The organism is Methylobacterium phyllostachyos, assembly GCF_900103445.1.
GTDB classification, from domain to species: domain Bacteria; phylum Pseudomonadota; class Alphaproteobacteria; order Rhizobiales; family Beijerinckiaceae; genus Methylobacterium; species Methylobacterium phyllostachyos.
In genome coordinates this window covers 318493-342943 of sequence record NZ_FNHS01000006.1, presented here as the reverse complement: position 1 = coordinate 342943, position 24451 = coordinate 318493, and the positions used below count along the sequence as shown (strand labels likewise).

Genomic DNA, 24451 nt, shown 5'->3' with positions numbered 1-24451 from the left:
TAGCCGGCCGATCGTGCTCGGGTTCTCGTAGCGCCAGCCGCGGTCGTTCAGCCCGTCGCCGGTGAAGTAGAAGCTCCAGTTGTCCGCCACCTTGCCGTATTCGAGGTAGCCGGCGGTGCGGCCGTCCGAGCCGCCCCAGGCCGAGATCTCGGTGCCCTGCCAGGTGAAGCCGTTCTTCATCTGGATGTTGACCGCGCCGCCGATGGCGTTGAGGCCGAAGACGGGGTTGCCGGTGACCACGTCGATGCGCTGGATGGCCTGCGGCGGGATCAGGTCGAAGTTGACGACGTCGCCGAAGGCCTCGTTGATGCGGATGCCGTTCTGGTAGACGGCCAGTCCCTGAGGCACGCCCTGGACGGGGGAGGCGGTGAAGCCGCGGTAGTTCAGATCGACGCGGTTGCCGTTGCCCTGCGAGTCGTTGACGTTCACGCCGGGGGTCGAGCGGGCGAAGGTTGCGATGATGTTGTCGGTGCCGCGGTCGATGGCGATCTGGCGCGGCGTGACGGTCTCGACGGTGCTGGGGATCTTGTTGAGGGGCTGCTCGGAGCCGCGCAGGCGCACGCTGCCGGGAGCGAGCGGGACGGTGGGGGCGATCTGTGCGGCTTGATCGAGGTTGAGGGCGCCGCTGGAATTGCCGCCGCCGGCACCGACCGGCGAGGTCGAGACGACGCTGATCTCACCCAACGTTACTGCCTGCTGTGCCCGCACATGCGTCGGTACTGTCGATAAGATCAGCACCGAAGCAGACGCGAGCAACCCGCTCTGACGTCCCCGACGTGACATGTCCGTTCCCCTACCTTGAGACCCAACGTCCGGTTGTCCCAGACTTACGGTTTCTCTTGGCGGGTCGCGTTTCGGTTCACAATCGCGTGCGCAACGCAGGCGCTGCTTTTCGGACCTCTTTCGAGCCCTGAACACACGATGACTTGATAACGTGGTTTGGTCGCAACAGTTTTATCAACCAGATCAACGACTTGCGGATGATTTGGCAAAGCTTTACGGGAGGATTCGGCAAGACCCGCCGGCGCCTCCCGTTATGCTCACAGCTTGGCCTGAATCATCCGCGCGACTTCGCCGAGCCGCTGCTCCAGCAGTTGCGGCACCTCGCAGACATAGGTCAGCGACTGGCTCCGTTCCTGGAAAATTCGGCGATCCCAGGCGAACTTGGCCTCGAGATCGGTCTGATCCTTGGGCAGTTCGGTCGCGTCCGTCGCGCTCGGCGCGTCCTTGGTCTGGCTGACCTTGTCGGCCTCGTCGCGGATCCGCTCCGCCATGCGGCGCTGACCCTGGGCGTAGCGCGCGATGCCGCCAACAACCTTGTCGCGCTCGCCGTTGATCACCTCGAACACGCCCGCGTAGACACGCGTGAGGGCCTTGTCCTTGGCCTCCTTGTCGGTGCCGAAGGTGGCGGCGAAGGTGTCCAGTAGCGGGCCGACCTGCGTGAGCTCGGTGCGCCGGGAGGCAATCTTCTGGGCCAGGACCGCGGCGGCGTTGTCGCTGCCCCAATCGCCAGCGGCCGCGATGTCTGGCCCAGTCCAGAACTGCCCTGGGCTCAAAGTCGCGATCTTGCGCTGGACGCAAGGCCAATCCGGATCGGCTTTCGGCTGCGCCAGGGCCGGTCCGGCCAGAAGGGTCAGCCCAAGGGCGGTGCCCAGGAGGCAGCGGGCGATACGGTTCATCGAAACGGGCTCCATCAAGGCGTCTCGCCGGCCGGGCCGCCGCGCCGGGCCATGATGCCACGGCCGGGGTCATAGGCGACGACCGCCATGCCGAAGAAGGCGAGCGTCACGCCCACCACCACGGCACAGGCGACCGGCTCGAACTGGACGTAGAGGGCGTAGCGGACGAGCTGAACCGCGTGGCTGAACGGGTTCAGCTCACAGATCCAGTACAGCGTCTCGGAGGATTCCCGGATCCGCCACAGGGGGTAGAGAGCCGAGGAGGCGAAGAACATCGGGAAGATCACGAAGTTCATCACGCTGGCGAAGTTCTCGAGCTGACGCACCAGCGACGACAGGAACAGCCCGATCGCCCCGAGCATCAGACCCGAGGCCAGAAAGGCCGGAAGCGCCGTCAGGTAGCCGAGCGGGGGGATGTCGGTTTCCCAGAAATAGGCCACCGCCAGGAACGCGTAAGCCTGCACGACCGAGACGGATACGCCCGCGATCAGCTTGGCCAACAACAGCAGCCAGCGCGGATATGGTGACGTCAGGAGCACCTTCATGGAGCCGACTTCGCGGTCGTAGACCATCGAGAGCGACGATTGCATGCCGTTGAACAGCTGGATCATCACCGCCAGACCAGGCACCACGTAGACCTCGTACAGCACGTAGGTCTGGTAGGGGGGTTCGATGGAAACGCCGAGCGTGTTGCGGAACCCCGCCGCGAAAATGAAAAGCCAGACGAGCGGCCGGACCAACGCCGAGAAGAACCGCTCCTTCTGATTGAAAAAGCGCAGCAATTCCCGACGGACGATCCCGCCGAGGCAGATCAGGTAGCCTACCGTGTCGAGACGGCCGATCCGCGTCGATTCCGTTCGCGTGGGTGCGGCCGGAGCCACCGTGGAAACGTGCGTCGGCGCGCTCATGCTGCCGCCCTCCCCGGTTCGGCCACGATGCGGCGGAACGCGTCGGCGAGCGCCTCTCCGGGCGCGCCGATATCGCCCGCGCAGCCCCGGGCGACGATCCGGCCCCGGTGCAGGACGATGGCATCGTCCTCCGGTGCGATCTCCTCGAAGATATGGGTCGCCCACAGGACCGACAGGCCCTCCTCCCGTACCAGCGCACGCACGATCGCCACGATATCGGCGCGCGATTCCAGATCGAGGCCGACGGTTGGCTCATCGAGCAGGAGTAGGTCCGGGCGATGGATCAGCGACCGGGCGATCTCGATCCGCCGCGACTGGCCACCCGAGAGCGTCCGCACCTTGTCGTGACGTCGGTCTGAGAGTCCCACCCGATCGAGGAGCAGCCCGACCCGGGCCTTTCCGGCACCCCGAGCGATGCCGTGCAGGCTCGCATGGTAGAGCAGGTTCTGCTCGACGGTGAGGTCGGTATCCAGCGTGCGAGCCTGGAACACCACGCCGAGGCGAGCCAGAGCCCGGGAGGGCTCGCGGTCCAGGGCGTGCCCGAAGATCGAGACCCGCCCGGTCTGGTTGTTGTAGAGTCGGGTGACCACCGAAAACAGCGTGGTCTTGCCGGCGCCGTTCGGCCCGAGCAGCGCCGCGAAGCGTCCGCGTCCCACGTCGAGCGACACGTCGTCGAGGGCAGCCCGGGCGCCGAACCGATGGCCGACATGCTCGACACGGAGTGCGGCATCGGCACTCATTGGCCCAACGCCTTCCGGGCATCGCCGACCGCATCGAGGCACTCGTCGAACTCGCCCTCTTTCTGCTCCCGCTCGGCGACGCGCAGAGCCTTCTTGAGCTTGGGCAACGCGGATTCCGCCGGATTCAGCGCCAGGGCGTCGCGGATCATCGTGATGCCCTCGGCGCAGGAGGAGGCATCGTCGGCGGCGAAGGCTGGCCCGGCGGCAATCAGGCTCAAGGCGAGGAGTAAAGCGCGCATCACTTCACCGTCAGCGTACCGGTCATGCCCTTCGCCTCCAGGCCGCGCGCCGCCCAGCTGTAGGTGCCAGGTTTGATCGCCACGAACTCGATCGCGATCTCGCCGGGATCGTCGAATTCCAAGTGATCGGGCGGTCCGCCGCCATGGATTTCCTTGTGCTCGATCACGATCTGGTTGAACCAGATGTACCGGAAAAACTCCGGCGCATAGAATTTGTATTCCTGATGTCCCTTCGCGACGATGCGCAGCCGGTAAGCTTTGCCGGATTCGAGGGTGATGTCCTTGTTCTCGACGATGAAATCATTGCCTTGATCGTCGCCAAGCACGAGATCCGGCAGATTTTCCCGCTTCTTGGTCAGGTCCAGGGCCAAAGCCGGACCGGCCGTGAGCAGCCCCGCCAGGGCGAGAGCCGCCGTTCGAAACATGCGCGTCATCGCGTTTCCCACCTTTGGGCCGCCGTGTCCGGCGTCCTGTTCGCTTCGAGTGCCGAGGCTGTCCCCGATCAGTTCGGCGAGATCGCCACGCCCCAGGGCAGCAGGCCGACCGGGATGCTCTTGACCACCTTCTCGGACGCCACATCGATCACCGAAACGTCGTTCGACGTGCCGTTGGTCGTGAAGAGCTGCTTCTGGTCCGGCGTGAAGGCGAGCTGCCAGACGCGCTGGCCCACCGGCAGGTATTTCTCGACCTCGTAGGTCTTGGCATCGACGACGGCGACGCGGTTGGCCGGGCCGAGCGCCACGAAGGCCTTGGTCCCGTCCTTGGTGATCCGGATGCCCACGGGCTGGATTGCCTCGTCGTTCACGCTCGGGATCTTGAAGGTTATCTTCTTGATGACGCGGCGCTGAGCCACGTCGATCACGCTCACCGTGCCGCCGACCTCCGCGGAGACCCAGAGGAACTTGCCATCGGCCGTGAATTCCGCGAAGCGCGGCCGCGCATCCACCAGCACGTTGTCGATGACCTGGAAGGTCTTGGTGTCGATGAAGTGAGCCATGTTGGTCGTCTCGGAGGTGTTCACCAGAATCGAGCCGTCCGGCGACAGGCCCATCCCCTCCGGCTCGACGCCGACCGGCACCTCGGCCAGCACCTTGTTCTTCTCGATGTCGATGATGGTGACCTGGCTGTCGTCCTCGTTGGCGACGTAGAGCGGGTTGCCGGAGGCCGCGAGGATGAACTGCTCCGGGTCCGGTCCGGAGCGCAGGGACCGCACGACCTTGCCGGAGCTTGTATCGAGCACGTCGATCCGGTCGTCGTCGCTGGCGCAGACGAACAGCTCCTTGCCGTCCTTGGAGAGCGTCACGCCCCGGGGCCGCCTTCCCACCTTCCATGTGGCGGTTACCGCCATGGTGGTGGTGTCGATCACGCTGACCGAGTTGCCCTTCTCGTTGGTGACGTAGGCCGTGAAGGCGGCGGCTGGCCCGCATAGGGCGAACCATGCACCGAGGGCGATTACGCTCAGACCTGCCTCGACGCGGCGGCTCATGCCATTCCCTTCCCTTGCGACGTCCCGGCGTCCCCGGGGGACATTCTCGGGCCTGGATAGTAGTGCGAGATCCGCGTGGTGCGAGGGTTTGGACCGCTCGTCAACGCCGCAGGCGGGCCATTCACTTGAACTTGCAGGTGGTTTCGGGAAGATCCACCCCGAGCGTGTCGAGCGGCGTGCGCTGATGCAGGAAGCCCTGCTCCGGTGCCACCGAGACCAGGGCCTTGGGCTGCACGACGATGATGGCCTGCCGCAGTTGGTGATCCCAGGGTCGGAAGCTCAGCGGCACGCCCTTGTAGGCCGGCAGGGTGAAGGCCGGCTCGACCAGATACGGCGCGATGACCGCCGGGTCGTTGGTCTTCTTCGCGGTGACCGCCTCGCCCACCGTCCGCACCGCGGCCCAGACCTGGTAGTCCAAGGGACGCATCAGCCGACCGGAGAGGCGGCGAAATCGGTTCTGCGCCTGCGCGGCACCCCAGGTTTCCAGAACCGGTGACCACGTGGTCGGGGTCAGGGCCTGCGTGCCGCCCACCGGACGCGGATCGACCGTGCGGTAGGGGACGTAGTCGCCCCAATCCCCCTCCTCGTCGGCCACGATCGCCATGTCGTAGTCGAGCCCCCTGGTGAACACCATGGCCTCCGCCCGGGTCGGGGTGTCGCCGCGCGCCTTGGCGAGGGGTCCGAAGGTCCAGGGCTTTTCGGCCGTGATCTTGAGGGCGAATTTCCGAGCGGAGTTGCGCACCGCCTCGGCGTAGGCCTTGTCGGCGTCGGTCGGGCCGACGATCAGGAAGAGCTTCCGCCAGCGCATGACCGTGAGGTACTGCGCGAGCGCATCGGTGAGCATCGCCCGGGACGGCAGGATGTGGAAGACGTTCGCCCGACAATCGGCGCCCCGGAGCCGGTCGTCCGAGGCGCCGGCATTCAAGACGACCGTGCCCGTGTCCTTTACGGCGTCCGACACCGCCAGCACAGCGTCGGCGGGCAGCGCCAGGATGAGGTAGCGCACGCCCTTGGCGACCAGATCCCTGGCGGCAGCCACCGGATCGGGCTTGTCGTCCGTCAGCGCCACCTCGTCCAGGGCGTAGGTCTGTTTGGTAAAACGCCCGGTTGTGTTGTTGTCTGCGATCCCCATTTTGGCGCCGGCCAAGCCCTCATCCTCGGGCGCCGCCTCGGCGTCGTAGGAGGAAGGCGCCGGCTGCGGGTGCCAGATCAAGCCAATATGCGTTTCGATGGGTTGCGGCGGCGGCTGCTGCGCCCGCGCGGCAACCGGTATCAGTCCCAGCAAGACGAGACCCGCGCGCAGCCAGCCCCGCCGTGCGGGCCGCGGGAAGACTGTCTCGGGTGCAGGATTGTGCATAGGCACGGCCTCTACCAGTTTCCGTCCCGACCGCTCAATCGCGGTATTCACTGGGGCTGTTCACGTTCCCGACGTTGCGGGCCACCCCTGTAGAGGTTCCTCGTGGATCAGGCCGATCGGGAAGTACATTGCCAAAGTGTCCCGCCGCCCGACCTATGCCGGACCGAGGTCGCCCGGAGCGGCCGGATCGTCGAGAGGATCGCCCCGCCCATGCGCCAACTGTCCTGTCCTGCGGCGATCGCGTGCGGCCTTGTTGCTTTGGCAAGCGTCCTGCCGGCCGCGGCTCTGGCTGCCGAGAAGGCGGCGGTGTTCCCCGTGGAACTGTTCGAACCCGGCGCCTCCTACGGGGCGAGGGCACGGCCGGCCGATACGAAGAAACTCACGCTGGTGACCGATGAACTGCGCAAGGCGCTGCACGATCAGGCCGGCTTGGAGATCGTCGATACGGCACCGAAGGCCGACATCGTGGCCAAGGAGGGTCCGCTCTACAAGTGCAACGGTTGCGCGGCGGACATCGGCAAGAGCCTGGGTGCAGACCTCGTCGTGACGGGTTATGTGGAGAAGGGGTCCGGCCAGATCTTCAACCTGAACGTCACCGTCGCCGAAGCCGATACCGGCAAGGTGGTGCGCGGCGGGCAGGTCACGATCCGGGCCGACACCGACGATACCTGGGCTCACGCGATGCGCTGGGTGGTGAAGAACCGCCTGCTCGCCGAGCCGCTGCCCGGGAAATCCTGAGGCGTTCCGTCAGATCCTTGAGTCATCCGTGCCCGCGTCGTCTCCTCCGATCCGCCCCCGGCCCCGCCTCCTCGTCAGCGTCCGCGATCCCGCCGAGGCGGAGGCGACCCGGCTCGCGGGCGCCGACCTGATCGACGCGAAGGATCCCGAGCGCGGGGCGCTCGGCGCCCTTGATCCGGCCTGCGTCCGGGAGATCGTGGACCGCGTGGCCGGCGAAGCTGTGACAAGCGCGGTGGCCGACCCGGCGCCCGCTGCCTTGGCGGCTATGGCCGCCACCGGCGTCGATTGGGTGAAGACCGGCCTCGACGCGGATCGCCGGCGCGATACCGCTGCCTTCGCCGCGCTCGCGGCCGCCGCGGGTGGACGCCTGATCGCTGTCCTGTTCGCCGAGGACGGGGCCGATGCCGGGCTGTTGCCGGCTCTCGCGCAGGCGGGCTTTGCCGGCGCGATGATCGACACCGCCGGCAAAGGCGGGCCCCGCTTGCCCGATCTGATCGAGCCCAGGGACCTCGCGGCCTTCACGCAGGCCTGCCGCGCCCACGGCCTGATGAGCGGCCTGGCGGGTTCCCTCCGGGTCATCGACATCGCGCCCCTGGCCGAGCACCGACCGGATTACCTCGGCTTCCGCGGCGGCCTGTGCCGCGACTTCGATCGACGCAACGGCCTCGATCCGCTGCGGATCGCCGAAGCTCTGCGCGCCCTGCGCCCGAACCAGCGGGATGCGGCGTGACGGTCGTCATCAAGATCGGCGGAAGCCTTGAGGCGGATCCGCACCGCCGGCGCGCCCTGCTGGCCGAGATCGCGGACGGGGCCGCGGGACGCTGCATCGTCGTCCCCGGCGGGGGTACCTTCGCGGCGCTGGTACGGGCCGCGCAGGCGCGGGAGGGTTTCAGCGACGCCGAGGCTCATCGCCGCGCGCTGGATGCGATGAGCGACGCGGCCGGCATCTTCCGCGGGATCGAGCCCCGGCTCGTTCAGACCCTGGAACCCTGGGCCGACACGTCATCCGCCACGGCACGCATCTGGAATCCGCGCACCCTGCGCGCCGGGCACCCCGACATTCCCGAGACCTGGGACGTCACCTCCGACAGCCTCGCGCTCTGGCTCGCCGTGCAGGTCGCGGCGAACAGATGCGTGCTGGTGAAATCCGTCGATGCGCCACCCGGGCAGGACGCGGCTGCGCTCGCCGCCCTCGGGCTCGTGGATGCCGCCTTCCCGACCTTCGCGGCGCGCTATGGCGGCCGTATCGAGATCTGGGGCCCGGGTGCCCGGGTCGCGGTGGAGCCGAGGGACGCAGCATGAGCGGGCCCGAGCACATCGTCTTCGTCACCGGCCGGCTCGCGAGGGCCCGTCTGGAGAAGGTGGCAGCAGGCCTCCCGGAAAAGTTCCGTTGGAGCATCGTGGATGCCGGCGTGAAGGTTGCCGCGTTGATGACCGAGGAGATCATCCGGCGCCGCGTCGTATTGCCCGAGGGCGCGACCCGGGTGATCCTGCCCGGCCGCTGCCGCGCCGATCCCGAACACCTCGCTGCGCATTTCGGTGTACCCGTGGAGCGCGGACCTGACGAGGTGGTCGATCTGCCCGCCTGGTTCGGGCTGACTGCCCGGAAGGTCGATCTCTCCCGCCACGACCTCAGGATCTTCTCCGAAATCGTCGACGCCTCGAAGATGAGCGTCGGGGAGATCCTCGCGAAGGGGCGTGACCTCGCGCGCCGAGGCGCCGACGTCATCGACCTCGGCGGCTTACCGGACACGCCCTTCCCCCATCTCGAGGACGCCGTACGGGCCTTGAAAGGCGCCGGCCTGAAGGTCAGCGTCGATTCCTTTTCGCGCGAGGAACTGGCGCGGGGTGCGGAGGCCGGGGCCGATTACCTTCTGAGCCTCAACGAGGAGACCCTCGACCTCGCCTTCGAGACCGAGGCGGTGCCGGTGCTGGTGCCGACGCGCCCCGACGACCTGCCCTCCCTCGATCGCGCCATCGCGCGGATGCGCGAGGCCGGACGGCCGTTCCTCGCCGACCCGATCCTGGAGCCGATCCACCACGGCTTCGTCGATTCGATCGCCCGCTACCACGACACCCGGGCCCGCTGGCCGGATATCGCCATGATGATGGGTACCGGCAACCTGACGGAGCTGACAGAAGCAGATTCGCTCGGCGTTACCGCACTCCTGGTGGGCATGTGCTCGGAACTCGCGATCGGGAATGTGCTGATCGTGCAGGTCTCCAACCACACACGCCGTACCGTCGAGGAGCACGATGCGGCCCGGCGGGTGATGTACGCCGCCAAGGCGGATGCAGCGCTACCCAAGGGCTACGGCCGGGCCCTGCTCGCCCTCCACGACAAGCGACCCTTTGTGCAGACCTCCGAGGAGATCGCCCAGGCCGCCGCGGAGGTCAGGGATGCGAACTACCGGATCGCTGTCGCGGAGGACGGGATTCACGTCTACAACCGCGACATCCACAGGGTCGGCACCGACGCGATGGCTTTCTTCCCCGAGCTCGACGTGGCTAGCGATGGCGCCCACGCCTTCTACCTCGGGGCCGAACTCGCCAAGGCCGAGACGGCCTGGAGGCTGGGCAAGCGCTACGTGCAGGACGAACCCTTGGTGTGGGGCTGCGCCGCAGACGCCGAAATCGAGGACGCCACCGCTTTCAAGAAGGCCGGCCACACCCGCCATTCCGGTCCCGATGCGCCGCCGCCCGGAACCTGGGACGCACGCTTGACGAAGCCGGATGCCGATGCGCGACCACCTGAGACGATTCCGGAGGACGTGGTACGCGCCGCGGCGGAGCCGGAGCGTCCGCGGGATTCGAAGACGAAGCTGGTCTGCGGCCGGCTCGTCCCGGCCGACCGGGCGTGAGCCGATGCCGCTGATCCTGGAAACCATCGTCACGACGCTTTCGCCCGCGGGCGAACTGCACCTCGTACCCTTCGGGCTGATCCATGAGGCGGATGGCTTCGTGCTGGCGCCCTTCCGGCCGTCGCCGACCATTGCCAACCTGGAGGCGAACCCCGCATTCGCGGCCTCCAGTCCCCGCGACATCCGCGTGATCGCGGGCGCAGTGACCGGCCGGCGCGACTGGCCGACTGCGCCCTGTACCGCGATCGCCGGTCGACGGCTTGCCGACAGTTTCGGCCACGCTGAATTCGAGGTGGCCGCGATCGAGAACCACGAGACCCGCCCGCGCTTCCGCGGCCGCATGGTCCATAGCGCCGCGCATGCGCCATTCATCGGTTACAACCGTGCGCAGGCAGCTGTTCTCGAAGGCGCTATCCTTTCGACGCGGCTCCACATGCTGGAACCCGAGAAGGTGTTGACGGAGATGGCCTACCTCGCCATCGCCATCGGCAAGACCGCCGGTCCCCGCGAGCGCGAGGCCTGGGGCTGGATCGAGGACAAGGTGGCGGCGGCCTTCGGCCCCGAGGCCCGGATCCTCGGTCGCGACGACCGCTGAGCGCGGGAGGAGAGAGACAAGATGAAGAAAATTACTTTGGCCCTGGCGGCGACCGCGGCGCTTGTCGCTGCGACCGCGCAGGCCCACGGCCCAACCCGGCGCAAAATCACCGAGTCGATCGAGATCAATGCGCCGGCTGACAAGATCTGGGCCGTGGTCGGAGACGTGAAAAACGCCGACTGGATGCAGAACGTCACCAAGACCGAAGTCACCGGTGATCCGCCGAACAAGTTCAAGCGTGTTCTAACCCTGAAGAACGGCGATCAGATCGCAGAGACGAGCAACAAATACAAGCCTGAGGACAAGATGTTCTCGTATTACATCGACAAGGTCGATGTGAAGGACTTGCCGGCCAACGACTATTCGGCCACGATCACGGTCGAGCCCGAGGGCGACGGCAAGTCGAAGGTCGAGTGGAAGGCGGCGTTCTACCGCGGCTACATGAACAATGATCCGCCGCCCGAGCTCAACGACGAGGCCTCCGAGAAGGGTGTCGGCGACTGGATCAAGGCTAGCCTCGCGAATCTGAAGGCCAAGGTCGAGAAGGGCTCGTGAGCGTGTTTCGGGGCCGGACGGCGTTTGCCGCCGGCCTCACCCTCATTGCGAGCTTGGCCCACGCCGAGCCGGCGCGGGAGGCGATCGTCACCGCGCAACTCGGCGGTGCGGTTGAAGTGGTCGATCTCGCTGCCGGCAAGGTGGTGCGCCGGATCCCCGTGGACGGGGCGCCAGCCGGCATCGCGTTATCGGCGGACCGAAAGCGCGCTTACGTTACCCGGCCCGAGGGGCACGGGATCGCGGTGATCGACCTCGATGCCGGCCGCGTCCTGTCGGAGGTGGCGCTGCCCGGAGGGCCGCTCGGCATCGCGGCGGGTCCACGGGGCGGCACGGTCTACGTGGCCGACTGGTACGGGCACCGGCTGTTCGTGCTCACCGAGCGGGACGGCACATTGGTTCCGGATGGAGAGATCGCGGTGGGCGCGTCGCCCTCGGGGATCGCTGTCGCGCCTGACGGATCGACGCTCTATGTCGCCAACCGCGAGGCCAACACCGTCTCGGTGGTGGAGGTGGCGGCGCGGCGCGAGACCAAGGTCATCCCGGTAGGCCAGCATCCGTTCGGCATCACCCTCGATGCCGCCGCGGGACGCGCCTACACGGCGAACGTGACGAGCGACGACGTCTCGGTGATCGACTTGGCGGCCGGACGGGAGATCGGCCGGATATCGACCGGCCGGCGCCCCTATGTGATCGCCCTCAGCCAAGGTCGAGGCTTTGTCACCGATCAATATGCGGGCAGCGTCACGGCCTTCGACCTGGCTACGCTGAAGCCGATCGCCGACATCGACGTGGGCGACCATCCCGAGGGGATCGGAGCCGACGCGGATGGTCGCCTCTGCGTCGCCAACTGGGGCGACAATACCCTCACGCTAATCGATGCCGCCACGCTGAAGGTGATCAAGACCATCCCGACGGGCGACGGACCGCGCTCCTTCGGCGCCTTCCTGCGCTGATCGCCGCTCGCTCGGAGCCGGACGACGATTTCACGGCCGCTCGATGTATTCGTTGGGGTGGCTGTAACCGTTATGACCCATTAAGCGCACGGTTGAGGGGCTCGCATCGGCGGCTTCGGCGCGAACGGTCGGACGCAGGCTCAGAGCGTCTCGCGTTGCGGCGCCCGCCGGTAGGCCACGCGTGCGACCACCAGGGCGCCGCCGAGCTGCAGGAAACCGGTCTCGCCAAGATCTGGGGGACCGAGATGGGCCTGGATCAGCAACCGTGTCAGCGCATTCAAGATGAGCAGGGCTACGCAGAACGCAGCAGCGGCGAGCAGGCTGGCGACGAACTCGGGCATGGATTCGCTCCCGTGTCGAACGGGATCAACCTAGCAAGCCGCGCGCCAAGGCCAAGCTACCGGGGCATCCCCATCATCGTGCGCCGGAGCCCATCGCGGAAGACTTGGCCGGCACTGGTGTCCGGGCCTGCGCTGGTGTCTTGACCTGAGCCGGAGGCTTGGGGGGCGTGGCCGGCGCCGGGCGCGGCGTCTCGACCGCGAGCCGCTTCACCGGCCAGCCGTCGCTCCAGCGCTCCATATCGGCGAGCCGCGGGTTATTCTTGAGCGATGTGGCGTCGGAACCGGCAAAGGCCGCCGCGGCGGCAAGGTCGAAGGTCTTCCAGAAGCCGAGATAGTCGAGCGCATCGACCCGGGCGAGGTTGACCTGAGACACCAGCGTCTGCTGCTCGCCCGTGAGCGCCATATCGGCGGACCACCGGAAAGGCGGCGGCTTCGCACCGTCCTTCGGCTCAGGACTCGGCTTGATGGCGCCGCCATCGTAGGCGGTATCGACACCAGCGGCTGATGCCAACGTCGCGGTGAGCGCCGGAAACCCATGATCATCCGAGAGGACCCGTACGAACAGCTTCCGCTCCAACGGAACTGCGCTCGCCTCGCGCAGCAGGCGGCGGGCTGCCGCGTCGGCCGCGCGCGTATCCTTGTCACCCACCATGGTGACGAGCATCGTTGATGTGTCGATCTCCGAGAGATCGGCGAGCACGATACCCCGCGATTTCGGCCCGCTGGCGATGCCGCCGGGCGTCACCGCGAAGATCAGCTTCGGTACAGGCAGATCCCGTGTCTTGGCATCTGCGGCCAAGTCCATGGCGAGCGGTGCACCGGCCAGATGACCGATCAGCGCCACCCGGGCCAGATCGGGCTTGGCATCGGCGTCCGACGCGAGATCAGCCAGGGTGGACTTCACGAGCGACTCGGCGATCGCGGGCGCGTCCGCGGGGCGGGTCCGGTTCACCTCTTGAAAGCGCGGCATGATCACGAGCCAGCCCTGGCGGGCCAGATGATCGATCCACCCCCCATAGCTCTGTGGATTCACGATGCCCCAGCCGTGAAGAAACACCACGACGGGCCGGCCTGCCTCGGGGCTGCTCCCCGCTGTGTAAAACGCGTAGCTGCCGGATGCACCGCGCCCGATCAGCCGTTTCACCACCGTCGCTTTTCGATCCCCGACGCTGCCCGGTCCCTCGGCGGGCTGAGGCGGGGGTGCCGCCGCCTGCGCCGACACAGAGCCGGCCAGTATCAGGATCGCGACCGCAGTCAGCGCTTCGCGAAGTACGGTGGGACGCATGAAGGGCTCGATTGAGAAACGCGCTGCACCGGCAGAATGGACAGCGCTGAATAGCAGATTCCCGAGCGTTGGCGACTCGGTGCCTGTCGTTGCCGCAGCCGTTATGCCCATTCACCTCGGCCAGGCCGACAACATTAGCGATGCCGGTTCAACGGAAAGGTGCCTTGAGGTGCGTCAGTGCCTCTCAGCGTGTGCCACACCCGACAGAACCGGGGTGGCAGAGCGCTTCTATCAGGTCCCGTCGAAGGGTCGTAATGTCCGAAACCATGCGGATCAGTCGGCTGGCTTCCGACTGGGCCATTCTGGAAGCGAAATGCTCAACTCACGCGATCGCCGAGCGCCGGGCCTGTGTAATCGAGCCTCTGTGCCAGCATGGCGAGTTCCCGCGGTAGAACATCGTCGCCTTCGCCAAAGAAGTTAAGCAGTTCTTCGCGGACCGTATCCACGATCGACGCCTCACCGGTATCCCGTTCTCCCGGGCGGCGCAGGGAATCGGCGTAGTTGGCAGAGACGATCTTCATGGCAACGCTTGGGGTCCGCTGTTCTGCGAGGGGCTGAGCGCCGCGCTGCAGGAGTGGCGTATAACGACGAAGCTGCTTCAAGTTTCCAGGCCTGGACTGATAATCGTACCCCCCGGGCCGATAATTGACGGCCCGCCAGCGGTGGATGTACGGCCCGCGGCCTGCTCGACCCAGGCCAGGATATCCTCGGCACGCCAGGGCTTCGGGATGAAAGTGGCCGAAACCCTTAGGTCGCTCGGCTGGTCGCCGGCATCGCCGGATGTCAGCAGCACCCGCACCCTCGGCCAAGTCACTCCGATAATCCGGGCCAGTTCGAATCCGCCGATCGGCCCGGGGGTGCGCACGTCGGAGAAGACGACGCTGACCTCGTCGGCCCGGTCGTTCAGAATGGCGAGGGCGCGGTCGGCCGTTTCGGCCTCGATCACGGTGAAGCCCGTATCCTCGAGCAAAGTGGCCGCGAGAAATCGCTCGTCGGGCTGGTCCTCCACGACAAGGATCACGGGCTTCTGGGCGGTCTGCACCGAATCGCTCATGGGCCGGGACACTCTACAAGGGCTGAACGGCGGCCGCCGCAATCGGTTCAACGCTTTATCGCGACGGTGGGCCGGACCCGCGCAGGCACAGGGCCTCCTTTGATCCTTGCATAATCGAGAGGTTGCCGTTGTGTCCTGAGTAACACAGCCCCTCAGGAACGCTTGGATACACCCCGGTGAGGTTCGTCAGCACATCAATTCAGCCGACACCATGCGCTTGCAGAAAGGCAAGCGCGCGGTTCCAGCCATCTTCTGCGGCCTCGCGTCGGTAGCTCGGACGGTAATCCGCGTGGAAACCATGCGGCGCATCCGGGTAGATCACCAGTTCGACGTCCCTGCCGGCCACCTTTGCCCGGTCCCGTGCTTCCTCGACCGAGGCGACGGGGATGCCCGTATCGGCGCCGCCGTACAGGGCGAGCAGGGGCGCCTTGATGTCCGCGGCGACATCGCCGGCCGTGCGCAGCTGGATGTCGGTCCGCTCGCCGCCGAGGGGGCCGTACCAAGCGACGGCCGCCCTCAAATCACGGCGATGGGCTGCGTAGAGCCACACGTCCCGTCCACCACGGCACCAGCCCATCACCGCGAGCCTCTGGGGATCGCCCTTCGCCGCGGAAGCGGCCCAGGCCGCGGTGGCATCGAGGTCGCCGATCCATTGCGCATCGGGTGTTTTCGCGATGACGTCCCGGATGATCGCCTTCGGGTCCGTCATGGTCGAGAGGTCCCCCTGCCGTGCGTAGAGCTCCGGGGCAACGGCGCAGTAGCCCAGCTTGGCGAGCCGACGACAGATGTCCTTGATGTAGTCGTGGACGCCGAAGATCTCCTCGACGACCAGCACGATCGGAAACGGACCTGCGCCCTCCGGCATCGCGCGGTAGGCCGGCATCGGCCCATCGCCGGCGGGGATCTTCACCTCGCCGGCGACGATACCGGCCGCATCGGTATGGATGACCTGCGCCTCGACCCGGGTCGTCGCCAAGGTCAGACCGCTCATCAGGCTGGTCATCACGAAGCCGCGGCGTGACAGGGGAGGTATGATCAGACCATCGAGCCCTGCTGCACCGTCCGTCCCGTCCCGATCCGCCATGGGGGTCACTCCCTCGCTACGCTCACCAGGGGTATCGCGTTTGCGTGCGGACGTCTTCCCATAGTTGAATTGCGCTTGGACCCGCCAAAGACCTCCTTCGCTGGCTCTTCCGGGATTCAACCGCGGCGACAGCGCTCTTGCGGAAGTGGACGCCCGTTCGGGGATGCGAGCGCGTCAGTGCACGGCTTTCAGGGTTGGATCGAAGGACGAGGAGACAGCACCTTCGCTCGCCTCCGGAACGCGACGATCCGGCTCTCTCAAGCCCCAGCGGCGCTGAGGAGGCGGGCGGCGGGCCGGGCTGCCGGGCGAACGCTGGCATATACATCACGCGGCTGCAGCATGTCCGCCAGAGTCACGAAGCTTTCGGCGGCCGGAGAGACCACGGCCCGAATCCCGTAGCCCAACGCGAAGGAGCGGATCAGCTCCGCGTCACGGGGGATGCCGAAGCGGTCCAAGGCGACCAGAAACGCCTCGCGGAACAGGCTGGGGCGGCACCAGCGCTTCTCGGCCATCTGCAGCGGCCAATCCCAAAGGCCCTCGGCCCGCCGTGTCGCGAGTGCTGCGCGCGCTATGAAGTACCCGGTGTCGCGGTGCTCGATCCCGTCAGCCTGCACTGACCAATCATCGTTGCCGAACAGCTCGGCCTCGGCCACGTCGCTCATCGTGTTCTCCGCGCTGGCTCGGCGTTCCGAAGCACCGGAACATTGCCGGAACACTGGCGCGGATCAGAGCGTTGGTCAAGCCGCTTGTTCCCGATGCGTTCACTGTTCGCAGGATCGTGTCACCGGTGGCGGAACATCGCGTGCTCGACCCGGTCACCCGGCTGGATGCCGAGCTTGGCGGCGATCCCGGCATTGAGTTCCAGCACGGCGAGCACGGGGCCGCCCGAGGGGATGATGGCGGTGGACAGTGGCTCGGTGTCGGCCGCGATCCTGCTGATGGTACCGTCCGGCCGGATGAAGACCATGTCGAGCGGGAGATAGGTGTTCTTCATCCACATGGTCACAGGCTCGGCACGCTCGAAATCGAATAGCATGCCGTGATCGGCGGCCATGTGCCTGCGGAACATCAGCCCGCGGGACCGGCTGGCATCGTCGCGCATCACCTCGACGTCGAAGCGCTTCGGCCCCGATTGTGTAACGATCGTGAGCAGCTCGGCCTTTGCGGTGGCGGCGCTGGCGGGGGCCTGCGCACGGGCGGAGGGAATCGGGCCGACGGCAACCAAGCCGAGTCCGGCGACGGCCAGGGCCGCCGCGAGGCAGGATAGAATTTTCACAGGCTCAAGCCTCTCGTGAATGATACGCAGCCGGTGCCGCCGAGCGCTGACATAGGCGAGGACGTTCGCCGGGGGAATCCGTAGGTGCCCGGCGGCCCGGCCCGGTGAAAGGTCCGACAGCCGGCATCGACCGTCAGTGCGAAGCCGGAAGCGCCCCGTCAATCAGCCGAACCTCCGCGGCCATCACGCCCTTCGAGCCGTCGCCGTAGCGGACCAGAACCGCGTCGCCGGGCTTCAGCTCCGCGATTCCGTAGCGGCGCAGCGTCTCCATGTGCACGAAGATGTCCGGTGTGCCGTCGCCCCGGGTCAGGAAGCCGAATCCCCGAAGCCGGTTGAACCATTTCACCACGGCGGTCTCTAGCCCGCTCGTTGGCGTCACAGTCACGTGTGTGCGCGGCAGCGGCATCTCCGAGGGATGAACGGCCGTAGCCTGATCGAGCGAGATCACCCGGAAGGCCTGCCATCCGCGCGGCCGTTCCACCGCCTCGACGACGATGCGCGCGCCTTCGCTGGCGGCCTGGTAGCCGTCCCGCCGCAGGCAGGTCACATGCAGCAGGATGTCCGGCGCACCATCGTCCGGCACGATGAATCCGAACCCCTTGGAAACGTCGAACCACTTGATGTGGCCGGCCACCTCCACGAGGTCCAGAACCTCGTCCTCCCGCAGGCCAGCCTCAAGGGTACGAGCACGGGCTTCCCCGTCAGGGTTGTCCGGCCCGGATCCGCGTTCGTCAGACATGGCCGAGACACCTACCCTGAATCACGCCGCGCACTTTCCCGGCAAGATTAACGAAGTCCTGACTCCCGGGAAGCCCGTTTCGCCGGTCAGCGAGCTTGGCCGAGTTGCAATCTCGATGCCTGTATGCGCGGCGGCAACAGTCGTTCCGACGCCGCCTGGGGGCCTATCGGCCTTTAAGCGCCGGAACATAGGGGCGGATTGTGGAACTCGTGGTGACCGCCGGGCTCCGCACGGCCCACCACCGGTGCGTTTCACGTTTCCGAGAGGGCGCGACCGTCGCGTCTTCGCGGTTTGCCGCGTGGCGTGGTGCCCTTGGCATCGTGTGGGCCGGCATGGTTTGGGTTGCGGGTGATGTCCTCCGACACAGCCGCCGCTCCGCGCCCGTACGCCCCGCCCGCTAAGGCCCAACGGAATCGCCTTCCGGTGATCGATGCGGCGCGGGCGATCGCCCTCGTGGCGATGGCGAGCTTCCACACCGTCTGGGATCTCGGATATCTCAGGCTGACGGCCGAGAACTACGCCGCGACCCGTGCCGGGCACATGGCCGCCGAGCTGATCGCCGGCAGTTTCCTGATCCTCGTCGGCGTCGGGCTGGTGCTCATGAACGGTCGGGGCATCCGGCCGCGGCCGACCCTGCTGCGCCTCGCGCGCGTCGGCGGCGGCGCCCTCTTAGTGACCCTCGGCACGTGGTGGGCGTTTCCGGATGCCTACGTGTTCTTCGGCATCCTGCACTGCATCGCCGTGTCGAGCGTGCTGGGGCTCGCCTTCCTGTTCCTGCCCGTCCTCGTAACGGCGCTCGCGGCAGCGCTGGTTCTGGCGGCGCCGTATCTCGTGCATGCGGCGTTCCTCGACGCGCCCGCGCTCCTCTTCCTGGGCCTCGGCGCGGTAACGCCGCAAACCAACGATTACGTGCCGCTGTGTCCGTGGTTCGGGTTGGTGCTCGCCGGGATCGTCCTTGGCCGGATCGGGCTGCCGACGCTGGCGGGTTCACGTCTGGGTGCCTGGACCCCGCGCTCGGCCCCCGGCCGCGGCATCGCCTTCCTGGGACGCCACAGCCTCGCCTTCTACCTGATCCATCAGCCTGTGCTGCTGGCTGTACTCACCGGTGTCGTGAGCGTGACAGGCGCCGACCCGCATGCCGGCCTGCGGGCGTTCCGCGCCGATTACACGAAGATCTGCACGCGCACCGGCGGGGAGCCGCCACTCTGCCGGATCGCGGCTCGCTGCACCTCGGAGGCCCTGCTCCGGGAGGATCTGTTCCGGGAGGATGGGCGGCCCTTCACCGTCGCCGAGCAGGTGCGCGCCCACGATCTCTCGCAGGCGTGCTACGGGGTCCTGGAACGGGCGCAGGCGGGCGTGGCGACGCCGGATCAAAAACCGTGATCAGGCCGGCGTCAGGCGGTAGAGCGCGGATCCATGGACGGGCAGCGTCGCCGCTACCCCGTTGCTGACAGTCCCGAGGTCGCGACCCGCCCAGAGATCCCGCACCTTGACCGTCCCGGTCAGCCCGAGCTGATCCAGGGGAATGCCCACTTCGCGCGGCTTGCGATCCGGATTCAGCTTGTCGCCCGGATGGAACAGCGCGACGTAGCGGTCCTCCGACCCTTCCGCCCGCGCCGACCAGATCCGCAGACCCCACGCGACGTCATGCGGGCGATTGTCGGTCGAGGCTTGGTTGACCGCGAGGACCTCGCGGTTCGTGAGTAGCGCCAAGGTCGCGTCGTCGAGATGGCGCAGATCGCCGCCCATGATCAGCGGCGAGCGCGCGATCGACCAGAGCGTCATCACCGTGCGTTGTTCGTCGGGGGTGAAGCGGGTGTCGCGCTGTCCGAGCGCGAGGCGTCCGAGCGGCAGCATGTCGGCGTCCGGCCAGGCGCCGGGCCGGCGATACGGCGTCCAGTTCTCCAGCCGGACGAACTGCGCCTCCAGCATCGGCCACTCGTCCCAGAAATCATCGGCGATCCGCCACATCTGCGCGTGGCGCGACACGTGATCTCCCTGAAGCAGGGGCGTCTCGCCGGGGGACAGGCTGAGGATGATCGGCCGGCCGCAGCGCTGGATCGCCGCGTGGATCGCCTCGATCTCGGCGGCGTGCCGGTCGTAGGGGTAGCTCATGTCGTCGACCTTGATGAAGTCGAGCCCCCAGGACGCGTAGAGCTTGAAGACGCTGTCGTAATAGGCCTGGGCGCCGGGCTTCGCCATGTCGACGCCCCACATGTCGGGATTCCAGTGGCAGCCGTTGGTCCGGTCGGCGATGTCGGCGGCCCGGTACGGCGTGCCCAGGATCGGCAGGTTCCTCTCGACGGCCAGCCTTGGGATTCCGCGCATCAGGTGGATGCCGAACCTGAGCCCGAGGTCGTGAATCTGCTGCGCGAGCGGCGCAAACCCCGCCCCGCCGGCGCTGGATGGGAAGCGATTGGGCGCGGGCAGCAGCCGACCGTATCCATCGAGGGTCGGCTGGGGCGTGGCGCTATAATCGTAGCTCGATGCGTTGGGTTCGTACCACTGGATATCGACCGTGAAGATGTCGTAGCCGGCCGGCAGCAGCTTCGCCGCCATGATTTGCGCGGTCTCCAGCGCCTGCGCCTCGGTGATGGTGGTGGCGAAGCTGTTCCAGCTGTTCCACCCCATCGGCGGCCGCAGAGCGAGCTGTGCGACCGCAGCCGATGGGACCGGCGCGGTGTCGCGCGGTGCGGCGATGGGTTCGGATCCCAGGGCGGCCCCTCCGGCCAAAGCAGCGCCGGTGAGCAGCAGGCGCCGCCGGTCGAGGACACTCGATGCCGTCATAGTCATGTTTCCCCCGCTGGAATGCTTCTTCCTTGCGGGGGCAAACTGCGTCAGGCCGCCGCGGCTTCCAACGCCTGGCGGGGGTCGCGACGATTATTTGTCTGACAAATGGGCGGCGACGTTAACCTGGTCGTCCGGGCGGCGCGGCGCGCTCAGTCTTTGGCGCGCTCGACGTAAGCCCCGTCCGCGGTCATGACGACCACGCGCGTCCCGGCCGCGATGTGTGGCGGAACGGTGGTGCGCACGCCGTTCGAGAGCGTGGCGGGCTTGTAGGACGAGGAGGCGGTCTGCCCCTTCAGGACCGGCTCGGTCTCGGCGACCTCGAGGGTCACGCGCTGCGGCAGCTCGATCGTCAGGGGCACGCCGTTGTGGACGGACAGCATGACGGCCATGCCCTCCTGAAGGTACGGCGCGGCATCGCCGACGACGTCCTCAGGCACGGCAATCTGCTCGTAATTCTCGGGGTTCATGAAGTGGAACCCTTCGCCGTCGCTGTACAGGAAGGTATGCTCGCGATCCTCCACGAAGGCGCGCTCGACCTGTTCGGTCGTCCGGTAGCGCTCGGACACCTTCACGCCGTCAGTGATCCGGCGCATGTCGAGCTGGGTCACCGGCGTACCCTTGCCAGGATGGATGTTCTCGGCGAACAGGATCACATAGAGCTTGCCGTCCTTCTCGACGACGTTGCCCTTGCGGAGCGTTGAGGCGATCACCTTCACGGAATTGCGTCCTGCATTGACATGGGGGGCGGCACGCGCCTAGCGCGGGCGCTGCATCTTGGACCTCGCCACTATCGCATCTGCGTCCCGGTTGCCAGCGGGCGGCCGAACGGGCGATGCGAACCGCTGACCGATACTGTCGCGACCTTGAAGCCCGGGCTCGAGGATGAGGATGTTGCCGACCCCCATGACCGGCTCACGCAGCCCGCGTCGGGACGACCCCGGTATCGGGGGCGCCGCGTGACGATACCGGCCTCACCCTGGTGGGCGGCGGATCGCCATGCCGATCGCCGGCCGGCGTTGATCCTGCGCAACCGCCTGCTGGCGGCAACCCGCGGGTGGTTTGCTGAGCACGGCTTCGTGGAGATCGAGGCGGCCTGCCTGCAAGTCTCGCCGGGCAACGAGGCGCATCTCGCGGCCTTCGCGACCGAGGCCCTCGGCGCGTGTGGCGCGCGCGCGCCGCTCTATCTCCACACCTCGCCGGAATTCGCCTGCAAGAAGTTGCTCGCGGCCGGCGAGACGCAACTGTTCACCCTTGCCCGGGTCTTTCGCAACCGGGAGCGCGGACCTTTGCACCATCCCGAATTCACGATGCTCGAATGGTATCGGGCCGGCGCGCCCTATACCAGGCTGATGGACGACTGTGCCGCGCTGCTGAAGCTCGCCGCAGCGACGGCCGGCGTGCGCCGCTTCAGCTTCCGCGGTCGGGACGCGAACCCGTATGCCGACCCCGAGCAGCTGACGCTGGCCGAGGCGTTCGATCGTTTCGCCGGGATCGACCTTCTGGCTACCGTGGCGGGAAGCGGCCAAACGGATCGCGATGCGCTCGCCCGCGCGGCGGAAGGTGCGGATCTGCGGGTCGCACCGGACGATACCTGGGCCGATCTGTTCTCGCGGGTCCTGGTCGCGCGGGTCGAGCCGCATCTCGGCATCGGACGACCGACCATCCTGTGCGAGTATCCGGTGAGCGAGGCCGCCCTGGCTTGCCCGGCGCCGCATGACGGCCGCGTCGCTGAGCGGTTTGAGCTCTATGTCTGCGGTGTCGAGCTCGCGAACGGGTTCGGCGAGTTGACCGACCCCGACGAGCAGCGCCGCCGCTTCGAGGTGGAGATGGCAGAAAAGCTGCGCGTCTACGGTGAGCGCTACCCGATCGACGAGGACTTCCTGAACGCCCTTGCGGTGATGCCCGACGCGTCCGGGATCGCCCTCGGCTTCGATCGGCTGGCGATGCTGGCCTGCGGCGCAAATCGCATCGAGGACGTAATCTGGACCCCCGTGGTGGAGACCCCGGCATGACCTATGCCCTTCGCAGTGCCGAAGATCTCGCCGCCTCCGGCCTGATCTCGCGCGCCGAGGCCGAGGGGCTGGGAGCGGTGCTGGCCCGCTACGCGGTCTCGGTGACGCCCGATATGGCCGAGCTGATCGATCCGTCGGATCCCGACGACCCGATCGCCCGACAATTCGTGCCCACTGTCGAGGAGGTCCGGGTCGCGCCCGAGGAGCGCGCGGATCCGATCGGAGACGATGCCCACGCGCCCGTGACCGGAATCGTTCATCGCTATCCCGACCGCGTGCTGCTCAAGCCGCTGCATGTCTGCCCGGTCTATTGCCGCTTCTGTTTCCGCCGGGAGATGGTCGGCCCGAATGGGCTTGGGACCTTGAGCGATGAAGAGCTCGAAGCGGCTCTGGCCTATATCGCCGGGGATACACGCATCTGGGAGGTCGTGCTCACCGGCGGCGATCCCTTCGCGCTCTCGGCCAGACGCCTCGGCCGCATCGCGCAGCGCCTGGCGGCCATCGAGCATGTGCGCGTGCTGCGGATCCACACCCGGGTGCCGGTGGTCAAACCCGGCAGCATATCCGACGACCTCGTGCGCGCCCTGCACGGCTTCAGGCGCGCGGTCTTCGTGGCGCTGCACGCCAACCACCCGCGCGAGTTTACCGAAGCAGCTCGCGCCGCCTGCGCCCGGCTGGTCGATAACGGAATCCCGATGGTGAGCCAGTCGGTACTCCTGCGCGGCGTCAACGACGATGCCGTCACCCTGGAGGCGCTGATGCGGACCTTCGTCGAGAACCGGATCAAGCCCTACTACCTGCACCACGGGGATCTCGCGCCCGGCACCAGCCACCTGCGCACCGGCCTTGCCGACGGTCAGAGCCTGATGCGCACCCTGCGCGGGCGCCTCTCCGGCCTCGCGCAACCGACCTACGTGCTCGATATTCCGGGCGGCTACGGCAAGGTGCCGGTCGGCCCCGGCTACCTGCGAGACACAGAGGCCGGGCAGACGGTCACGGATCCGGATGGGCGTGAGCACGCCTATCCGCCACACCTCGAGGAAGAAGGCTGACGATGCGTAAGCTCTGGGGACGGCTCACCTCGGTCAACGTGCAGAAGGCCGTGTGGGCGCTGGACGAGGCTGGGCTCGCCTACGAGCGGATCGAGGCCGGGGGCGCCCACGGGATCGTCTCCGACCCGGCATACCGGGCCCGGAATCCCAACGGCCTCGTGCCGACCCTGGAGGAGGATGAATTCGTTCTCTGGGAATCGAACGCGATCCTCCGCTACCTGGCGATGACCTGCCCGGCCCTGGCGCTGCCCCAGGATTCCCGCGCCCGCGCGCATATCGATCAGTGGCTCGACTGGCAGGCGACCACCTTCACGCCGGCGATGCGCGATGCGTTCTGGCAACTCTTCCGGTCTGCCGAGCCGGACCGCACCGTCATCGCCGCCTCCCTGGAGAAGACCGAAGTCCTTGCGGCGATACTTGATGCCCATCTGGCGGATCGGGACTACGTGGTCGGCGACTGCTTCGGCATCGCCGACATCGCGCTGGGCTGCGCGGCGCATCGCTGGTTGAATCTGCCTGCCGAACGGATCGAACGCCCAGCTTTGCGCCGGTGGTATGCGCGCATCGCCGCTCGTCCTGCAGCCGCCCGCTGCCTCGGCGAGCCTATCGCCTGAGATCCCGACGGACTTGCCGTTGGGCGCCCCGGATCCACTTGCAGCTACGACTTGGTAGAGCACCCGGCGCTGACCGGCGTTTTCAGGAACCCC

At 67.4% G+C, this 24451-nt stretch carries 29 protein-coding genes; 11 read left to right on the top strand and 18 right to left on the bottom strand.

Annotation, left to right across the window (positions count from 1 at the left end; genetic code table 11):
* The 8 genes from BLQ49_RS12295 to BLQ49_RS12260 all read right to left on the bottom strand — a co-directional run.
* Positions 1-783, bottom strand: a 783-nt coding sequence (locus BLQ49_RS12295; protein ID WP_143012248.1) for a TonB-dependent receptor plug domain-containing protein, incomplete at its 3' end; no start/stop codon positions are given.
* Between the two features lie 257 nt (positions 784-1040).
* A complete protein-coding gene (locus BLQ49_RS12290) occupies positions 1041-1679 on the bottom strand; it encodes a hypothetical protein (protein ID WP_091716220.1) in 639 nt (212 codons plus the stop codon).
* Between the two features lie 14 nt (positions 1680-1693).
* Positions 1694-2587, bottom strand: coding sequence for an ABC transporter permease (locus tag BLQ49_RS12285; RefSeq protein ID WP_091716172.1), 894 nt, complete (start codon positions 2585-2587; stop codon positions 1694-1696).
* Positions 2584-3327: an ABC transporter ATP-binding protein gene (locus BLQ49_RS12280; RefSeq protein ID WP_091716170.1), complete on the bottom strand. Its 744-nt coding sequence runs from the start codon at positions 3325-3327 to the stop codon at positions 2584-2586. Before BLQ49_RS12280 ends, BLQ49_RS12285 begins: the two co-directional genes overlap by 4 nt.
* A complete protein-coding gene (locus BLQ49_RS12275; RefSeq protein WP_091716168.1) occupies positions 3324-3566 on the bottom strand; it encodes a hypothetical protein in 243 nt (80 codons plus the stop codon). Before BLQ49_RS12275 ends, BLQ49_RS12280 begins: the two co-directional genes overlap by 4 nt.
* Positions 3566-4000: a cupredoxin domain-containing protein gene (locus BLQ49_RS12270; RefSeq protein ID WP_091716166.1), complete on the bottom strand. Its 435-nt coding sequence runs from the start codon at positions 3998-4000 to the stop codon at positions 3566-3568. The genes BLQ49_RS12275 and BLQ49_RS12270 overlap by 1 nt, the downstream gene beginning before the upstream one ends.
* A gap of 68 nt (positions 4001-4068) precedes the next feature.
* A complete protein-coding gene (locus tag BLQ49_RS12265) occupies positions 4069-5052 on the bottom strand; it encodes a YVTN family beta-propeller repeat protein (protein WP_091716165.1) in 984 nt (327 codons plus the stop codon).
* Positions 5053-5173: 121 nt separating this feature from the next.
* On the bottom strand, positions 5174-6409 hold the full coding sequence (locus BLQ49_RS12260) for an ABC transporter substrate-binding protein (RefSeq protein WP_091716163.1): 1236 nt from the start codon (positions 6407-6409) through the stop codon (positions 5174-5176).
* Between the two features lie 210 nt (positions 6410-6619).
* Here BLQ49_RS12260 and BLQ49_RS12255 point away from each other — a divergent pair, with 210 nt between their 5' ends.
* The 7 genes from BLQ49_RS12255 to BLQ49_RS12225 are packed head-to-tail and all read left to right on the top strand — an operon-like array spanning position 6620 to position 12111.
* Entirely contained in the window at positions 6620-7147 is a 528-nt protein-coding gene (locus BLQ49_RS12255) for a DUF3280 domain-containing protein (RefSeq protein ID WP_091716162.1), read from the top strand.
* A 28-nt stretch (positions 7148-7175) separates the two neighbouring features.
* Complete coding sequence (locus BLQ49_RS12250) at positions 7176-7877, top strand: (5-formylfuran-3-yl)methyl phosphate synthase (protein WP_091716160.1); 702 nt, start codon at positions 7176-7178, stop codon at positions 7875-7877.
* On the top strand, positions 7874-8449 hold the full coding sequence (locus BLQ49_RS12245) for an amino acid kinase family protein (RefSeq protein ID WP_091716158.1): 576 nt from the start codon (positions 7874-7876) through the stop codon (positions 8447-8449). Before BLQ49_RS12250 ends, BLQ49_RS12245 begins: the two co-directional genes overlap by 4 nt.
* A complete protein-coding gene (locus BLQ49_RS12240; RefSeq protein ID WP_091716157.1) occupies positions 8446-10008 on the top strand; it encodes a DUF6513 domain-containing protein in 1563 nt (520 codons plus the stop codon). The genes BLQ49_RS12245 and BLQ49_RS12240 overlap by 4 nt, the downstream gene beginning before the upstream one ends.
* 4 nt (positions 10009-10012) lie before the next feature.
* Positions 10013-10603 carry a DUF447 domain-containing protein gene (locus BLQ49_RS12235; protein ID WP_091716155.1) on the top strand — a complete coding sequence of 197 codons (591 nt, stop codon included), beginning with the start codon at positions 10013-10015 and terminating at the stop codon, positions 10601-10603.
* 21 nt (positions 10604-10624) lie between these two features.
* Positions 10625-11158, top strand: coding sequence for an SRPBCC family protein (locus BLQ49_RS12230; protein ID WP_091716154.1), 534 nt, complete (start codon positions 10625-10627; stop codon positions 11156-11158).
* A complete protein-coding gene (locus BLQ49_RS12225) occupies positions 11155-12111 on the top strand; it encodes a YncE family protein (protein ID WP_091716152.1) in 957 nt (318 codons plus the stop codon). Before BLQ49_RS12230 ends, BLQ49_RS12225 begins: the two co-directional genes overlap by 4 nt.
* 140 nt (positions 12112-12251) lie before the next feature.
* Here BLQ49_RS12225 and BLQ49_RS12220 read toward each other — a convergent pair whose 3' ends face one another.
* The 8 genes from BLQ49_RS12220 to BLQ49_RS12185 all read right to left on the bottom strand — a co-directional run bounded on the left by BLQ49_RS12220 (position 12252) and on the right by BLQ49_RS12185 (position 17890).
* Positions 12252-12452: a hypothetical protein gene (locus BLQ49_RS12220; protein ID WP_091716150.1), complete on the bottom strand. Its 201-nt coding sequence runs from the start codon at positions 12450-12452 to the stop codon at positions 12252-12254.
* Between the two features lie 73 nt (positions 12453-12525).
* Positions 12526-13737, bottom strand: coding sequence for an alpha/beta hydrolase family protein (locus BLQ49_RS12215; protein WP_091716149.1), 1212 nt, complete (start codon positions 13735-13737; stop codon positions 12526-12528).
* A gap of 317 nt (positions 13738-14054) precedes the next feature.
* Positions 14055-14258: a hypothetical protein gene (locus tag BLQ49_RS12210; protein WP_091716147.1), complete on the bottom strand. Its 204-nt coding sequence runs from the start codon at positions 14256-14258 to the stop codon at positions 14055-14057.
* 77 nt (positions 14259-14335) lie between these two features.
* Complete coding sequence (locus BLQ49_RS12205) at positions 14336-14791, bottom strand: response regulator (protein WP_091716145.1); 456 nt, start codon at positions 14789-14791, stop codon at positions 14336-14338.
* A gap of 199 nt (positions 14792-14990) precedes the next feature.
* Positions 14991-15875 (bottom strand): dienelactone hydrolase family protein, encoded by an 885-nt coding sequence (locus BLQ49_RS12200; protein ID WP_091716144.1) that lies wholly within the window; start codon positions 15873-15875, stop codon positions 14991-14993.
* A gap of 257 nt (positions 15876-16132) precedes the next feature.
* Positions 16133-16537, bottom strand: coding sequence for a hypothetical protein (locus BLQ49_RS12195; protein WP_091716142.1), 405 nt, complete (start codon positions 16535-16537; stop codon positions 16133-16135).
* Positions 16538-16656: 119 nt separating this feature from the next.
* Complete coding sequence (locus BLQ49_RS12190; protein WP_208859045.1) at positions 16657-17151, bottom strand: DUF192 domain-containing protein; 495 nt, start codon at positions 17149-17151, stop codon at positions 16657-16659.
* Between the two features lie 133 nt (positions 17152-17284).
* Positions 17285-17890, bottom strand: coding sequence for a cold-shock protein (locus BLQ49_RS12185; protein ID WP_244507552.1), 606 nt, complete (start codon positions 17888-17890; stop codon positions 17285-17287).
* A gap of 351 nt (positions 17891-18241) precedes the next feature.
* Between BLQ49_RS12185 and BLQ49_RS12180 the strand changes: the two genes are divergently transcribed.
* Positions 18242-19273: an acetyltransferase domain-containing protein gene (locus BLQ49_RS12180; RefSeq protein ID WP_091716141.1), complete on the top strand. Its 1032-nt coding sequence runs from the start codon at positions 18242-18244 to the stop codon at positions 19271-19273.
* Here the strand turns inward: BLQ49_RS12180 and BLQ49_RS12175 are convergent, their stop codons facing one another.
* Both BLQ49_RS12175 and efp read right to left on the bottom strand, forming a co-directional pair.
* Positions 19274-20677, bottom strand: a complete 1404-nt coding sequence (locus BLQ49_RS12175) for a glycoside hydrolase family 27 protein (protein WP_091716139.1) — start codon at positions 20675-20677, stop codon at positions 19274-19276.
* Positions 20678-20829: 152 nt separating this feature from the next.
* A complete protein-coding gene (gene efp, locus BLQ49_RS12170; RefSeq protein WP_091716137.1) occupies positions 20830-21396 on the bottom strand; it encodes an elongation factor P in 567 nt (188 codons plus the stop codon).
* Between the two features lie 240 nt (positions 21397-21636).
* Here efp and epmA point away from each other — a divergent pair, with 240 nt between their 5' ends.
* The 3 genes from epmA to BLQ49_RS12155 are packed head-to-tail and all read left to right on the top strand — an operon-like array spanning position 21637 to position 24358.
* Entirely contained in the window at positions 21637-22692 is a 1056-nt protein-coding gene (gene epmA / locus BLQ49_RS12165; RefSeq protein WP_091716216.1) for an EF-P lysine aminoacylase EpmA, read from the top strand.
* Positions 22689-23744 carry a lysine-2,3-aminomutase-like protein gene (locus BLQ49_RS12160; RefSeq protein WP_091716135.1) on the top strand — a complete coding sequence of 352 codons (1056 nt, stop codon included), beginning with the start codon at positions 22689-22691 and terminating at the stop codon, positions 23742-23744. The genes epmA and BLQ49_RS12160 overlap by 4 nt, the downstream gene beginning before the upstream one ends.
* A gap of 2 nt (positions 23745-23746) precedes the next feature.
* Entirely contained in the window at positions 23747-24358 is a 612-nt protein-coding gene (locus BLQ49_RS12155) for a glutathione S-transferase family protein (RefSeq protein ID WP_091716134.1), read from the top strand.
* Positions 24359-24451 lie beyond the last annotated feature (93 nt).

What these genes read in the sequence shown, in the direction of transcription:
- BLQ49_RS12160 (WP_091716135.1), top strand. Translation starts at nt 22,689, where the DNA reads ATGACCTATGCCCTTCGCAGTGCCGAAGATCTCGCCGCCTCCGGCCTG.
- BLQ49_RS12210 (WP_091716147.1), bottom strand. Translation starts at nt 14,258, where the DNA reads ATGAAGATCGTCTCTGCCAACTACGCCGATTCCCTGCGCCGCCCGGGA.
- BLQ49_RS12205 (WP_091716145.1), bottom strand. Translation starts at nt 14,791, where the DNA reads ATGAGCGATTCGGTGCAGACCGCCCAGAAGCCCGTGATCCTTGTCGTG.
- BLQ49_RS12180 (WP_091716141.1), top strand. Translation starts at nt 18,242, where the DNA reads ATGTCCTCCGACACAGCCGCCGCTCCGCGCCCGTACGCCCCGCCCGCT.
- BLQ49_RS12260 (WP_091716163.1), bottom strand. Translation starts at nt 6,409, where the DNA reads ATGCACAATCCTGCACCCGAGACAGTCTTCCCGCGGCCCGCACGGCGG.
- BLQ49_RS12200 (WP_091716144.1), bottom strand. Translation starts at nt 15,875, where the DNA reads ATGGCGGATCGGGACGGGACGGACGGTGCAGCAGGGCTCGATGGTCTG.
- BLQ49_RS12270 (WP_091716166.1), bottom strand. Translation starts at nt 4,000, where the DNA reads ATGACGCGCATGTTTCGAACGGCGGCTCTCGCCCTGGCGGGGCTGCTC.
- BLQ49_RS12290 (WP_091716220.1), bottom strand. Translation starts at nt 1,679, where the DNA reads ATGAACCGTATCGCCCGCTGCCTCCTGGGCACCGCCCTTGGGCTGACC.
- BLQ49_RS12255 (WP_091716162.1), top strand. Translation starts at nt 6,620, where the DNA reads ATGCGCCAACTGTCCTGTCCTGCGGCGATCGCGTGCGGCCTTGTTGCT.
- BLQ49_RS12155 (WP_091716134.1), top strand. Translation starts at nt 23,747, where the DNA reads ATGCGTAAGCTCTGGGGACGGCTCACCTCGGTCAACGTGCAGAAGGCC.
- BLQ49_RS12235 (WP_091716155.1), top strand. Translation starts at nt 10,013, where the DNA reads ATGCCGCTGATCCTGGAAACCATCGTCACGACGCTTTCGCCCGCGGGC.
- BLQ49_RS12240 (WP_091716157.1), top strand. Translation starts at nt 8,446, where the DNA reads ATGAGCGGGCCCGAGCACATCGTCTTCGTCACCGGCCGGCTCGCGAGG.
- BLQ49_RS12175 (WP_091716139.1), bottom strand. Translation starts at nt 20,677, where the DNA reads ATGACGGCATCGAGTGTCCTCGACCGGCGGCGCCTGCTGCTCACCGGC.
- BLQ49_RS12265 (WP_091716165.1), bottom strand. Translation starts at nt 5,052, where the DNA reads ATGAGCCGCCGCGTCGAGGCAGGTCTGAGCGTAATCGCCCTCGGTGCA.
- BLQ49_RS12275 (WP_091716168.1), bottom strand. Translation starts at nt 3,566, where the DNA reads ATGCGCGCTTTACTCCTCGCCTTGAGCCTGATTGCCGCCGGGCCAGCC.
- BLQ49_RS12285 (WP_091716172.1), bottom strand. Translation starts at nt 2,587, where the DNA reads ATGAGCGCGCCGACGCACGTTTCCACGGTGGCTCCGGCCGCACCCACG.
- BLQ49_RS12220 (WP_091716150.1), bottom strand. Translation starts at nt 12,452, where the DNA reads ATGCCCGAGTTCGTCGCCAGCCTGCTCGCCGCTGCTGCGTTCTGCGTA.
- BLQ49_RS12230 (WP_091716154.1), top strand. Translation starts at nt 10,625, where the DNA reads ATGAAGAAAATTACTTTGGCCCTGGCGGCGACCGCGGCGCTTGTCGCT.
- BLQ49_RS12185 (WP_244507552.1), bottom strand. Translation starts at nt 17,890, where the DNA reads ATGTCTGACGAACGCGGATCCGGGCCGGACAACCCTGACGGGGAAGCC.
- BLQ49_RS12195 (WP_091716142.1), bottom strand. Translation starts at nt 16,537, where the DNA reads ATGAGCGACGTGGCCGAGGCCGAGCTGTTCGGCAACGATGATTGGTCA.
- BLQ49_RS12215 (WP_091716149.1), bottom strand. Translation starts at nt 13,737, where the DNA reads ATGCGTCCCACCGTACTTCGCGAAGCGCTGACTGCGGTCGCGATCCTG.
- BLQ49_RS12280 (WP_091716170.1), bottom strand. Translation starts at nt 3,327, where the DNA reads ATGAGTGCCGATGCCGCACTCCGTGTCGAGCATGTCGGCCATCGGTTC.